This window comes from Stenoxybacter acetivorans DSM 19021, assembly GCF_000745895.1.
Taxonomy (GTDB): domain Bacteria; phylum Pseudomonadota; class Gammaproteobacteria; order Burkholderiales; family Neisseriaceae; genus Stenoxybacter; species Stenoxybacter acetivorans.
Map to the genome: position 1 here is coordinate 1 of NZ_JQKE01000019.1, position 13,023 is coordinate 13,023.

At 47.4% G+C, this 13,023-nt stretch carries 11 protein-coding genes; 10 read left to right on the plus strand and 1 reads right to left on the minus strand.

The window, feature by feature from the left end:
* On the plus strand, positions 1-332 hold a 332-nt coding region (locus Q384_RS03250; RefSeq protein WP_037585942.1), incomplete at its 5' end, for an integrase core domain-containing protein.
* Positions 333-437: 105 nt separating this feature from the next.
* On the opposite strand, the gene gltB is transcribed toward Q384_RS03250, so the two are convergent.
* Positions 438-4,904, minus strand: a complete 4,467-nt coding sequence (gene gltB / locus Q384_RS03255; RefSeq protein ID WP_037585943.1) for a glutamate synthase large subunit — start codon at positions 4,902-4,904, stop codon at positions 438-440.
* Positions 4,905-5,203: 299 nt separating this feature from the next.
* On the opposite strand from gltB, the gene Q384_RS03260 reads away from it, so the two are divergent.
* The 9 genes from Q384_RS03260 (at position 5,204) to Q384_RS03300 (ending at position 12,885) form a co-directional block, all read left to right on the plus strand.
* Positions 5,204-5,617 carry an NfeD family protein gene (locus Q384_RS03260; protein WP_037585944.1) on the plus strand — a complete coding sequence of 138 codons (414 nt, stop codon included), beginning with the start codon at positions 5,204-5,206 and terminating at the stop codon, positions 5,615-5,617.
* A gap of 23 nt (positions 5,618-5,640) precedes the next feature.
* Complete coding sequence (locus Q384_RS03265) at positions 5,641-6,582, plus strand: SPFH domain-containing protein (protein ID WP_037585946.1); 942 nt, start codon at positions 5,641-5,643, stop codon at positions 6,580-6,582.
* A gap of 277 nt (positions 6,583-6,859) precedes the next feature.
* Positions 6,860-7,216, plus strand: coding sequence for an MmcQ/YjbR family DNA-binding protein (locus Q384_RS03270; RefSeq protein WP_037585947.1), 357 nt, complete (start codon positions 6,860-6,862; stop codon positions 7,214-7,216).
* A gap of 364 nt (positions 7,217-7,580) precedes the next feature.
* Positions 7,581-7,991 (plus strand): hypothetical protein, encoded by a 411-nt coding sequence (locus tag Q384_RS03275; protein WP_156956419.1) that lies wholly within the window; start codon positions 7,581-7,583, stop codon positions 7,989-7,991.
* A 106-nt stretch (positions 7,992-8,097) separates the two neighbouring features.
* Positions 8,098-8,430, plus strand: coding sequence for a LapA family protein (locus Q384_RS03280; RefSeq protein ID WP_084224376.1), 333 nt, complete (start codon positions 8,098-8,100; stop codon positions 8,428-8,430).
* 3 nt (positions 8,431-8,433) lie between these two features.
* Complete coding sequence (lapB, locus tag Q384_RS03285) at positions 8,434-9,618, plus strand: lipopolysaccharide assembly protein LapB (RefSeq protein ID WP_037585949.1); 1,185 nt, start codon at positions 8,434-8,436, stop codon at positions 9,616-9,618.
* Positions 9,619-9,645: 27 nt separating this feature from the next.
* The gene (gene pyrF, locus Q384_RS03290) at positions 9,646-10,374 is read left to right on the plus strand and encodes an orotidine-5'-phosphate decarboxylase (protein WP_037585950.1); all 729 of its coding nucleotides are present in this window, start codon (positions 9,646-9,648) and stop codon (positions 10,372-10,374) included.
* A gap of 209 nt (positions 10,375-10,583) precedes the next feature.
* The gene (locus Q384_RS03295; protein WP_037585951.1) at positions 10,584-12,671 is read left to right on the plus strand and encodes a carbon starvation CstA family protein; all 2,088 of its coding nucleotides are present in this window, start codon (positions 10,584-10,586) and stop codon (positions 12,669-12,671) included.
* Entirely contained in the window at positions 12,664-12,885 is a 222-nt protein-coding gene (locus tag Q384_RS03300; protein WP_425423470.1) for a YbdD/YjiX family protein, read from the plus strand. Before Q384_RS03295 ends, Q384_RS03300 begins: the two co-directional genes overlap by 8 nt.
* Positions 12,886-13,023: the final 138 nt, after the last annotated feature.

The window sequence follows — 13,023 nt, forward strand, 5'->3', positions numbered from 1 at the left end:
ATCAGATTGATTGCGTATACTCGGATAACGGGACAGAATACAAGGGAACGCCGGAACATGCTTTCAAAATTGTCTGTACAGAACATCGCATCAATCAAAAATTTACCCGAGTTGCCCGCCCACAGACCAATGGTAAGGCAGAGCGGGTTATCAGGACGTTGATGCAGATGTGGCACGATAAAACACGCTTTCAGGACAGTGAGCATCGAAAGCTGGAGCTAAATCGCTTCATCAACTACTACAATACGGTGAAGCCCCATAAATCACTTAACGGGGCGACACCATACGAGGTACTAGAGAAATATTTTTATTTTGATGAAAAGTGTAAATAACGCGGGTAATTCTTACACCTAATCGGTTTTACTGTGGGGTAAAATATTTCAGGTAGCCTGTAAAAAGGCTGCCTGAAAATCATCACCGTTCTATTGCGATATTATTTATTGGGTTACTGCGCGCAGTTCGGTTACGGTGCGGCGTTTGTGTCCCAGCAGGGCATTGACATCATTGGCTTTGGATTTGACCAGTATAAAGCGGTCAACGTAGTTATCCCAATCACTTAAAATACGCTCGCCCAACGGGCTGCGGGTATTTTCAACGTGTTCGGCAATCAGTCCGCGTAAATGTTCTTGGTGCATGGGCAGGTCAGTGATGTTTAACCCTTCGACAAGTTCGGGGTTAATGCGTTTTTTGAAGCCGCCGTCTGCGTCCAATACATAGGCAAAGCCGCCGGTCATGCCCGCACCGAAGTTCACGCCGGTTTTGCCTAAGATGCACACCACGCCGCCGGTCATGTATTCACAGCCGTTGTCGCCGATGCCTTCTACCACGGTGGTTGCGCCGGAATTGCGCACGGCAAAACGTTCCCCAACTTTGCCTGAAGCGAAGAGCTTGCCGCCGGTTGCGCCGTAGAGGCAGGTATTGCCGGCAATGGTGGCGTTCTCGGGTTTAAATGCTGTGCCGCCGTGCGGGCGAATGACGATTTTCCCGCCCGCCATGCCTTTGCCGACGTAGTCGTTGGCATCACCGGTAAGATAGAGATTCACGCCGTTTGCCAGCCACACGCCGAGACTTTGCCCTGATGTGCCGGTGAGGCGAATATCGAAGTGCTGTTTCGGGTTGCCGCGGTTGCCGTATTTGGCGGCAATTAAGCCCGACAATGCTGCGCCGACAGAGCGGTCGGTATTGTTAATGTCAAAACTCAAATCAATATTGCCGCCGTTTTCTACGGCTGCTGCCGCTTCGCTGATAATGGCTTGATTTAAGCGGCCTTTGTCAAACGGGGGGTTGTTCTGGGTGCAATGGCGTGCACCGCCGGCAGGTACTTTCGGTGCATACAGCAGGCGGCTTAAATCCAAAGCGGCATGTTTGGGTGTTTTGCCTTGCACCACTTCCAATAAATCGGTGCGTCCGATTAAGTCGGTGAGCTGGGATACGCCTAAGGAAGCCATGATTTCACGCACGTCTTCGGCGATGAATTTGAAGTAATTCATCACTTTTTCAGGCAGCCCGTGGAAGTGTTTGCTGCGTAGGGTATCGTCTTGGGTGGCAACGCCGGTGGCGCAATTGTTTAAATGGCAAATTCGCAGATAGCGGCAGCCCAATGCCACCATAGGACCTGTGCCGAAGCCAAAACTTTCCGCGCCCAAAATCGCGGCTTTAATGATATCCAAACCTGTTTTTAAACCGCCGTCCACTTGTAGGCGAACTTTATGGCGCAGGTTGTTTTCCACCAAGGCTTGCTGTGCTTCTGCCAAGCCCAGTTCCCACGGGCTGCCGGCATATTTGACGCTGGTAAGCGGGCTGGCACCGGTGCCGCCGTCGTAACCGGAGATGGTGATTAAATCGGCATACGCTTTGGTTACGCCAGTGGCAATCGTGCCGACACCGGGCAGGGAAACCAGTTTCACTGAAATCAGTGCGCGCGGATTGATTTGTTTTAAGTCAAAGATTAATTGCGCCAAGTCTTCGATGGAATAAATATCGTGGTGCGGCGGCGGTGAAATCAGGGTAGCACCGGGAACGGAAAAACGCAGCTGGGCAATATACGGGGTAACTTTGTCGCCGGGTAATTGCCCGCCTTCACCCGGTTTCGCACCTTGTGCTACTTTAATTTGAATGACATCTGCACTCATCAAATAGGCAGGTGTTACCCCAAAACGCCCTGATGCCACTTGTTTGATTCGGGATACTTTTTCTGTGCCGTAACGTTTCGGATCTTCGCCGCCCTCGCCGGAATTGGAATAACCGCCCAAGCGGTTCATGGCAATTGCCAAAGATTCGTGCGCTTCAGGGCTGAGCGCGCCGATGGACATGGCGGCGCTGTCAAAGCGCGGAAATAATTTATCGGCAGCTTCTACTTCAGATAATGCAATGGCTTGGCGGTTTTCGGTTTTCAAACGCAGTAAATCGCGCAGAGCGGTGATTGGGCGGGTGTTTACCGCATTGGCATACAGGCGGTATTTGCTGTAATCGCCTGAATTAACGGCTGCCTGAAGGGTATTCACCACTTCGGGGTTGTAGGCGTGGTATTCGCCTTGCGGCTTATGTTTCAGGAAGCCGCCCGCATCTAGGGGTTTGCTTTTTTGCCATGCCGCTTTATGAAATTGGTGCAAATCGTTTGCCAATTCAGCGAAATTTGCGCCTTTAATGCGGCTGACCATGCCTTTGAAACACAAATCCATAACTTCATCACCAAAGCCTACCGCTTCAAACAGGCGTGCGCCGCGATAAGAAGAAATGGTGGAGATGCCCATTTTAGAAATGATTTTGTATAAGCCTTTGTTGATGCCGTTGCGGAAATTGGTGGTTACCACACGCAGGGGCTTGGTAATCGCGCCAATGTTTACCATGTGCGCTAAACTTTCATACGCCAAATACGGATACACGGCGGTTGCACCCAAGCCGATTAATACCGCAAAGTGATGCGGATCGCGGGCGGAGGCGGTTTCGATGATGATGTTGGCGTCCAAGCGCAAGTTGGTTTCCACCAAACGCTGGTGAATGGCACCAACGGACAAAGGGGCGGGGATTTGAATCAAATCGCGCCCGATTTTGCGGTCGGACACCACCAGCAATACTGCGCCGCTGCGCACGGCGGCTTCTGCTTCGTCTGCCAATTTGGTAATGGCTTCTTTCAGGGAGCTTTCATTGGGGTGGTAAATGGCTTCCAGATGGCGGTGTTTATAGTGTTCCTGCGGCAATTTCATCAATTGCACCATATCAGAATAGAGCAATACCGGTGATTTAAAATTCACGCGGTGCGACATGCCTTCGGCTTCAAAGAACACGCTCATTTCACGGCCGATACTGGTGGTGAGGCTCATTACATGTGCTTCGCGCAGGGGGTCGATCGGTGGATTGGTTACTTGCGCAAAATATTGGCGGAAATAGTCATATACCAAACGCGGGCGTTCAGACAGCACGGCAAATGGGGTATCGTCGCCCATAGAACCAACGGCTTCCTGACCGTTTTCGCCCAATATGCGCAATACGCTTTCCATTTCCTCTTGGTTGTAGCCGAATTGTTTTTGGAATACTGCCAAATCATCAGATGAAAAACTGGCTTCGCCTACTTGATCGTCGGGCAATTGCTCAAACGGAATCAGCGGCAAAACGTTTTTGTTAAGCCATTCACGGTAGGGGTGGCGTGCTTTTAATTCTTGGCTGATGGTATCGGAGTGCAAAATCTTGCCTTCGCGGGTGTCAATAACCAATAATTCGCCCGGACCGACACGTCCTTTTTCCAGCACTTCATCGGGCGCGTAATCCCAAATACCAACTTCGGAAGCAATGGTGATTAAATGATCTTGGGTGATGACGTAACGCGCAGGGCGCAAACCGTTGCGATCCAGATTGCAGGCGGCGTAACGCCCGTCGCTCAGCACGATGCCCGCCGGTCCGTCCCATGGCTCCATGTGCATGGAGTTGAAATCGTAGAAAGCGCGCAAGTCTGCGTCCATATCGGGGTTGTTTTGCCATGCCGGCGGTACAAGCAGGCGCATGGCGCGAAAAATATCCATGCCGCCGCTGACAAACACTTCCAGCATATTGTCCAATGAGCTGGAGTCTGAGCCGGTTTCATTAACAAACGGCGCGGCATCTTGCAAATCGGGAATCAATGGTGTGCGGTATTTGTAACCCCGCGCCCGCGCCCAGCCGCGATTGCCGGAAATGGTGTTGATTTCACCGTTGTGTGCCAAATAGCGAAACGGTTGCGCCAGTTGCCAGCGCGGTAAGGTGTTGGTGGAAAACCGTTGGTGGAATAAACAAATGGCGGATTGCATGCGCAGATCTGCTAAATCCGAATAAAACTTGGGCAGGTCTTTGGGCATGCACAAACCTTTGTAAATGGTGGTTTGATTGGACAGGCTGCAAATATAGAAATCACGGTGATTGATGCGTTTTTCGATGCGGCGGCGGGTCATAAATAAGCGGCGTTCCAAATCGCGCGGCAGCCAGCCGCTGGGTGCATTCACAAATACTTGGCGAATGTGCGGCATGTCTGCCAAGGCGATTTCACCCAATATCGCCGGATTGGTCGGTACTTCGCGCCACCACGCTATGTGCAAGGTTTCACGCGTCAATTCTTCCTCAATGATGCTGACATATTCTTGCATCAGCGCATCGTCTTGCGGCAGAAAAATCATGCCTACGGCGAAATTTTTTGCCAAATTGATGCCGGCTTCTTCCGCAATTGCCTGAAAAAAAGTTTTCGGCATTTGCATTAACAAGCCGCAGCCATCGCCGGTTTTGCCGTCGGACAAAATCGCGCCGCGGTGCTGCATGCGCGATAAACCCAAAATGGCGGTGCGCACCACTTTGTGGCTGGGTTCGCCGCCGATATTGGCAATTAAGCCAAAGCCGCAGTTTTCTTTTTCTAATGTGCGGTCATAAAGTTTGGTCATGGGGTAATCTCCGAAAAATGGTGCAGGTAGTGGGTTTGTTGTTTGGTTAATCCGTATTCCTATTTGCTTTTTTGCTTTTGCCGGCAGGGCGGCTTCATCGGGAAACAAATGAGAATAGGGATTGCTTTCTTCGTTGTTGTACGGCTGCCTGAAAAATATTCATGAAGTGAGCGCGTAAGGACGTTAAAATATAAAAATTATAGCATTGCGTCAAAATTTTTTTACCAGGTGTAAGGTAAATCTTTTGAATGTGTTACATTACGGGTGTGGTTGGTGTGTTTTGTTGGAGGAAACAGATTATGTATTGGGCAATTGCAGCGGTGTTGGTATTTGTGGCTGAAATGTTTGTTGGTACGTTTTATTTGTTGGTGGTGAGCGCGTCTTTGCTCAGTGCCGGACTGGCTGAATGGTTGTTCGGTACTTCGTTAGCAGTGAATTTATTAATTGCTTCTTTGTTTTCGGTGCTGGGTATTGTGCTGGTGCGCCGTTGGTCTGCACAATGGCGTAAACGGCAGCGGCAAGTGTCTGCTGATGACCCTGATTTGGGACAAACTGTGTTGCTGGAAAAGGCAATCAACGGTGATTTGTGGCAGGTGCGCTATCGCGGGACACAATGGCAAGGACGCATTCAGGGTGTTGTATCGGCAGGGACTTATGTGCAGATTGTCGGCAAAGAGGGCAGTTGCTTGTTACTGGCGCGGCTGCCTGAATAATCACTTAATCGGGAGTAATTAAAATGGAATTGATGTTGTTGATTTTTGTTGCCATAGGTGTATTTGGTTTTATGGCATATAAGATAGTGCCGCAGCAAGAGGCGTATGTGGTGGAACGTTTTGGTAAATACAATAAAACGCTGACACCGGGTTTGCGTTTTATTGTGCCGCTTATGGACAGAATTGCCTATAAACACACACTTAAAGAAATTCCGATGGATGTGCCCAGCCAAGTGTGCATCACTCGCGACAATACCCAGCTGACCGTGGACGGCATTATTTATTTTCAGGTAACCGATCCATCACTGGCGTCGTATGGCTCCAGTAATTATGTGGTGGCGATTACTCAATTGGCACAAACCACTTTGCGTTCAGTGATTGGGCGCATGGAATTGGATAAAACCTTTGAAGAGCGTGATGACATCAACCGCACGGTGGTGGCTGCTTTAGATGAAGCGGCGGTATCGTGGGGGGTGAAAGTATTGCGTTATGAGATCAAAGACTTGGTCCCGCCGCAAGAGATTTTGCGTTCCATGCAGGCACAAATCACCGCTGAACGTGAAAAGCGTGCCCGCATTGCTCAATCAGAGGGTTTGCGGCAAGAGCAAATTAACTTGGCATCGGGGCAGCGTGAGGCTGATATTCAAAAATCAGAGGGTGAGGCGCAAGCGGCGATTAATGAATCCAACGGTGAAAAAGTAGCACAAATTAACCGCGCCCAAGGGGAAGCCGAAGCCCTGCGCTTGGTGGCGCAAGCATCTGCCGAAGCCATTCGGGTGGTGGCTGAAGCGGTTCGTATGCCAGGCGGCAGTGAAGCGGTTAATTTGAAAGTGGCAGAACAATATGTGGAAGCATTCGGTAAACTGGCAAAAGAAGGCAATACCTTGATTATGCCTGCTAATATTGCCGATATCGGCGGCTTGGTCAGCGCAGGTTTACAGATTGTTAAAGGGCAAAAATCGTAGTTTAGTCAGCATTATTCAGCGAAAACAGGGAAGAGTTGCTTAAATTGGGCTGGCTGAAAATAAACGCATCAATCGTATGAAATCCATGAAAATCTTGATTGGATAACAGGCTGCCTGAAAGCCGGTGGTTTTTCAGGCAGCCTTGATTCTTTATTATTGTAGATTTGCCGGCAAAGTATTGTTTATTATGGCAGATAAAGAAACGGTGCAAGATCATTTGTAGTGGGTTATGCGTGTAAAATATGGCAAGTTCAATTGATTTTGTGAAAGCGAAACAATGAATTATCCTTGGCTTGATGAGTACTGTTTAGCAAAACAAGGCTCGGTGAAAGAATATAAAGAAGCGTGGAACGCGGTAAGGTATTTGGTGGGCGGGAAAATGTTTGCTTTGCTGGGCAACGACAATACAGGCAGACCAATAATAACGCTGAAATTGATGCCTACAGACGGCGATTTTCTTCGTAAGCAATTTAAGGATATTGTACCCGGCTACTACATGAATAAGGTTCATTGGAATTCAGTCTATCTTGATGGTTCTATAGCCGATGATGTCTTACGTGAAATGATTGATAAATCTTACGCGATACTTTTCACAACGCTGACAAAAAAAATTCAGCAGCAAATCACGCAATGATTTTACTGCTTTAATCGGCGGACAAGAAACACCGCGTGGCAGTTGATGTTGTTTGTCTAAAAGTAAGGCACATAACTTGGCGGCGATTTTGATGATGAGTCATCAGAGTCGTTGTTTTCATTTCTCAAAAATGAAACTTGAAACACATGTTACTGCCTCGTTTTTTGGCAGATGACATCAATTCGGCGGTTATCGTTCATGTATCAGAACTTTATGCCGCGCAAGAGCGATGCTGCGAACCATACCGCAATCGGCGTAAATCGTTTACACTTTCGCTTTCTGCTTCTTCAAGGGCTTTTAACGCCATATCATTATTAAGTGTCAGTGATGCTGGGCAAGGTTATACTAACATGTGAGAAATAGTATGACAGCAATGGATGTGTACACCAAGATAGGCTATGGTTTGTTTTTATTTTGGATAATTGACGATTTCTTCTTCAGGAGGGGAAGTATCGTATGTACTTTTGTAAGCGATTATTCTGAAAATATAAAAATAACGAAAACAGTCTATGTGTATCTAAGTTTGGTTATCCATTATTTCATCGTATTTACAGATTTAGGTGTTATTGTAGATGTGAATATAGCCTGTTTAATTTTTGGGGTGTTTGCAGCTCTGTTTTCTTGGAGAATAATGATCAATATATTGCTTATGACTGTGGCAAGAAATATCGGAAATTATTATGTTTTTTTAGGTTTTATGGCTATTCTTTGGCCTATGGCGATTACTTTTAGAGCCTCTGTAAATAAATTTTTATATAAATACATCAGGCTATAAAATTATATGAATATAATACAAAGAAATTGCCGACATAAGCTGCCTGAAATAAGGGTAGCCGATCTTTGGCAGAATCAATACGTTCAATTTACTCGGAATGCTGACGATGAAAATTATCTACACTTTAATTAAGCTGCTTATTTTAATTGCTTTTATTTTACTGGCAGTAAGCAATACTCAAAACACGGCGTTTCACTATCTGCCCGATCAAGGCTTTGAATTGCCTTTGATTGTTTTGATGCTCATCTTTTTTGTATTGGGTGCGGTTGTGGGTGTTTTTTCCATGTTTGGCAGATTATTGTCCTTACGCGGTGAGGTAAACCGTTTAAAGCGAGAAGCAAAAAAACAAAGCAAAGAATTGTCAAATACTGCCGCCAATCAATCCGATACGGCAATTTCAACCGTGCCTGTTGCTGCCGTTAATCAAACCGAGGGGTAATCGGTGGGTGAATCAATTTTTTGGCTGTGGCTTGCTCCTGTTTTGCTGCTGCCGGTGTTTTTTGCTATGGGTTGGTTTGCTGCTCGGGTGGATATGCGTGCCGTATTGAAACAGGCAAAATCAGTGCCGGAAGGTTTTTACAAAAGCCTTGATGCTTTGGTTGAACGCGACAGCGGCAGTGCCGCCCGCGCTTTGTCTGATGTTGTGGCGCAGCAAAGTGATGCCAAACAAAGCACATATGAACTGCATTTAACCTTGGGTAAGCTGTATCGTACCCGAGGTGAACACAATAAAGCCATTGCCTTGCATCAATCTTTGTTGGATTCACCGGATACCGTATCGGCTCGGCGTGAAACTGTTTTGTTTGAGCTGGGGCAAGACTTTCAGGCAGCCGGCTTGGTGGACAGAGCCGAAAAGATTTTTCTGGATTTGCAGCAAACCGGCATGGCAAAGCCCGCGAAAAAAATATTGCTGAGTATTTACCAACAAGACCGAGATTGGCAAAAAGCAATTGTTTCAGCACAGCAATTAGGCAGTGGCAATCAAGGTTATCAATTTGAAATTGCTCAATTTTATTGTGAATTAGCACAGGCGGCTTTGTATCATTCCGAGTATGATAAAGCCCACTCTTTTACTCTGGAAGCCTTACGGATAAACCGAAAATGCACCCGTGCCAATTTGATTTTGGGCGATGTTGAGCAAAAGCAGCAGAATTTTCAGGCAGCCATTGCTGCTTACTCCGCGATTGAAAAACAAAATCACGAGTATTTAAGCATGGCGGGGGAGCGATTGTATGATGCTTATGATGCTTTGGGAAAACCGCAAGAAGGGTTATCGGTATTGCTGGGTTATATGCAAACTTTTCCGAATTTGGATTTGCTTCATGTCATATACGAAAAATCTTTATTGCTCAATGGTGAGCAGCAAGCCAACCAAACCGTTATTGAGTTGATACGCCGTAAACCGGATTTGCAGGGCGTTTACCGCTTGCTGAATTTACAAATTTCCGAGCTGAATCCAATGTGGCGCACTGATGTGGACATGATGCGCGGTGTGATTGGGCGGCAAATGCAAAAAACGGTTATGTATCGCTGCCGTCATTGCCACTTTAAATCACAAGTTTTTTTCTGGCATTGCCCTGCGTGTAATAAATGGGAAACATTTACACCAAACCGCATCGAAATTTAATCACCTTATTTTTTATATCAAATCATAATGAATCCGCTTATAACTGATTTTCGTGTTCACGCTCCCGCCACCCCCGTGATTGTGGCTTTGGATTTTGATAACGCATCAACCACGCTGAATTTTGTCAGGCAGCTTCGCCCGGAGTTATGCCAATTAAAAATCGGGAAAGAATTATTTACCGCAAGCGGCAGAAGTTTGGCTGAATCGCTAATTAATCAAGGATTTAAATTATTTTTGGATTTAAAATTCCATGATATTCCGAATACTGTGGCGGCTGCCTGTAAAGCGGCGGCGCAAATGGGTGTGTGGATGGTGGATATGCACGCTTCGGGTGGCAAACGCATGATGGAAGCGGCGGCTGATGCCGTGGCTCATTTCAGCAGCCCGCCTTTGCTTATCGGTGTTACTGTTTTAACCAGCATGGCGCAGCAGGATTTGGCTGAGGTTGGCGTATCGTGCAGCATAGAAGAACAGGTTTTGCGCTTGGCATCATTGGCGCAGCAATCCGGCTTAAACGGTGTTGTCTCTTCTGCGCAGGAGGCAGAACTTTTGAAAAGCCGCTTGGGCGATGATTTTGTTTTGGTAACGCCGGGTATTCGGCTAAACACAGACAATACTCAAGACGATCAGCGGCGCATCATGACACCCAAAGCCGCATTGGCTTCAGGCAGCCATTACTTGGTGATCGGGCGTCCGATTACTCAGGCGGCAGCCCCGGCAGCAGTTTTAAGCGATATTAACTTGGGATTGCTGTAGTTTGCTGCAAAGTTACCCATTGTTTTTCAAACAACCTGCTTGATTCAAAACAGCAGAATTGACGTTGCTGCCTGAAAATTCCATAATATCAGCCTTTACATTTAAAAACATAATGTAAAGGCTTTTTTAACGGCAAAAATACATCATACATTGCATGGTATTGGTGTCGTTTGTTTCGGAATTTGTTTCGGAGATAGTGGAGAATACTTATGAAGTTCATCAAAACCTGGCTCTTATGGGGTCTGGTCGTGTTGTTGGGAGTGGCATCGTTTACAACGCTGGCACTCAGCCGAGGCGAAACCGTGAATGCGGTGTGGATGGTAACCGCAGCCGTATCGGTTTATGCCATTGCCTACCGTTTCTACAGCTTGTATATCGCTAAAAATGTGATGCAGCTGGACGCACGCAGAATGACACCTGCCGAACGTCATCACGATGGCTTGGATTATGTTCCCACCCACAAAGGTGTGTTATTTGGGCATCATTTTGCGGCGATTGCGGGTGCCGGTCCTTTGGTGGGTCCGGTGTTGGCGGCGCAAATGGGCTATCTGCCCGGTACATTGTGGATTATCTTCGGCGTGGTGTTTGCCGGTGCGGTGCAAGACATGATGGTGTTGTTTGTGTCAATGCGCCGTGACGGTAAATCTTTAGGCGATATTATCAAGCAAGAAATGGGTAATATTCCGGGTTTGATTGCTTCCATCGGCATCTTGATGATTATGGTGATTATCTTGGCGGTGCTGGCACTGATTGTTGTGAAAGCCTTAACCAACAGCCCGTGGGGAACATTCACCATTGCCATGACCATTCCCATCGCTTTGTTTATGGGCATTTACACACGTTATATCCGTCCGGGTAAAATCGGCGAGATTTCCGTTGTCGGCTTTATCCTGCTGATGCTGGCGATTCATTTCGGCGGCAAAGTGGCACAAAGCGACCTTGCACCGATGTTCACCTTAACCGGCGTACAATTAACTTGGGCGTTGATTATTTACGGTTTTGTGGCGGCAGTATTGCCTGTGTGGCTGTTGTTAACGCCGCGTGATTATTTATCTACTTTCCTGAAAATCGGCACGATTGTTGCCTTGGCTGTGGGTATTTTGGTGGTGGGACCTGCCTTGCAAATGCCTGCACTGACCAAATTTGTGGACGGTACAGGTCCTGTGTTTGCGGGCGATTTATTTCCGTTTTTATTCATCACCATTGCTTGCGGTGCCGTATCGGGTTTCCATGCACTGATTTCTTCAGGCACTACGCCGAAAATGATTGCCAACGAAACCAACGTGCCTATTATTGGTTACGGCGGTATGCTGATGGAAAGTTTTGTGGCGATTATGGCACTTGCCGCCGCTGCCACACTTGACCCCGGTATTTATTTCGCCATGAATAGCCCAACGGCGCTGTTAAGCACTGATCCGGCACACGCGGCAGAAGTGATTACCCAAATGGGCTTTGCCGTTACACCCGATGCGATTACCCAAATGGCGGCAGATGTGGGTGAAAACACCATTCTTTCTCGCGCCGGCGGTGCACCGACTTTAGCCGTGGGCATGGCGCACATCATGCACCAATTTATCGGCGGCAAAGCAATGATGGCGTTTTGGTATCACTTTGCTTTGCTGTTTGAAGCATTGTTTATCTTAACTGCTGTTGATGCGGGTACACGCGTATGCCGTTTTATGATTCAGGACTTGGTGGGTATTTTTATTAAACCGTTTGCCAATACCGAATCGCTGCCTGCCAATTTAATCGGCACATTCTTGGCGGTTACGCTGTGGGGCTATTTCCTGTATGTGGGTGTAACTGACCCGCTGGGCGGCATTAATTCGTTGTGGCCTTTGTTCGGCATCGGCAACCAAATGCTGGCAGGTGTTGCCTTGATTGTGGTGGCGGTGATTTTGATGAAAATGAAACGCGAGCGTTATGTGTGGGTTGCGTTGCTGCCCGCTTTGGGCTTGCTGATTGTTACCACCACCGCCGGTTTGCAAAAAATCTTCCACAGCAAACCCGCTATCGGCTTCTTGTCGCACGCGCAAAAATACAGCGATGCCATTGCCAACAATGAGATTTTGGCACCTGCCAAAACCGTTGAACAGATGAACCAAATCGTGCTGAATGATTATGTAAACAGTGGTTTAACTGTGTTGTTCTTGTTCGTGGTATTAACCGTGGCGGTATTTGGTGCTAAGGTTGGTTTTAAGGCTTGGAAAACCGGTTTTGTTACTGCCAAGGAAACGCCGCCTGTTTACCGCGATGACAACGTTCCCGTTATCAGTAAAGGCAATGTTCATGGCTGAGTTCATGACTGATAACGGCTTTGGAAAGCGGCTGCTTCGTATATGGACCTTACTGCGGCAAACAGGCAGTTTAATGGTAGGCGTTGCGGATTATGATCATTATGTTAAATGGCAACGCCGCCACAATGCGAATGCACCGGTGATGAGCCAACGTCAGTTTTTGGATTATTGCCACAATCGGCGTTCCGGCGGAAAAGGTTCACGCTGTTGCTGAATACACAGAAACGGGCTGTCTGAAAAAGCGGGCGGCTCGTTTTTTAGTAAAAAGCTGCCTGAAAACAGGCAAAAACATCAAAAATTCTGTACTTATTTTTTTGCCGATACGTGTATGATAGACAGCCCAAGTTCCAAA

Bases quoted from the DNA above. Each gene is read 5' to 3' on its own strand.
- Q384_RS03275 (WP_156956419.1), top strand. From the start codon at position 7,581: ATGACAGCAATGGATGTGTACACCAAGATAGGCTATGGTTTGTTTTTA.
- Q384_RS03270 (WP_037585947.1), top strand. From the start codon at position 6,860: ATGAATTATCCTTGGCTTGATGAGTACTGTTTAGCAAAACAAGGCTCG.
- Q384_RS03265 (WP_037585946.1), top strand. From the start codon at position 5,641: ATGGAATTGATGTTGTTGATTTTTGTTGCCATAGGTGTATTTGGTTTT.
- pyrF (WP_037585950.1), top strand. From the start codon at position 9,646: ATGAATCCGCTTATAACTGATTTTCGTGTTCACGCTCCCGCCACCCCC.
- Q384_RS03280 (WP_084224376.1), top strand. From the start codon at position 8,098: ATGAAAATTATCTACACTTTAATTAAGCTGCTTATTTTAATTGCTTTT.
- Q384_RS03295 (WP_037585951.1), top strand. From the start codon at position 10,584: ATGAAGTTCATCAAAACCTGGCTCTTATGGGGTCTGGTCGTGTTGTTG.
- Q384_RS03300 (WP_425423470.1), top strand. From the start codon at position 12,664: ATGGCTGAGTTCATGACTGATAACGGCTTTGGAAAGCGGCTGCTTCGT.
- Q384_RS03260 (WP_037585944.1), top strand. From the start codon at position 5,204: ATGTATTGGGCAATTGCAGCGGTGTTGGTATTTGTGGCTGAAATGTTT.
- gltB (WP_037585943.1), bottom strand. From the start codon at position 4,904: ATGACCAAACTTTATGACCGCACATTAGAAAAAGAAAACTGCGGCTTT.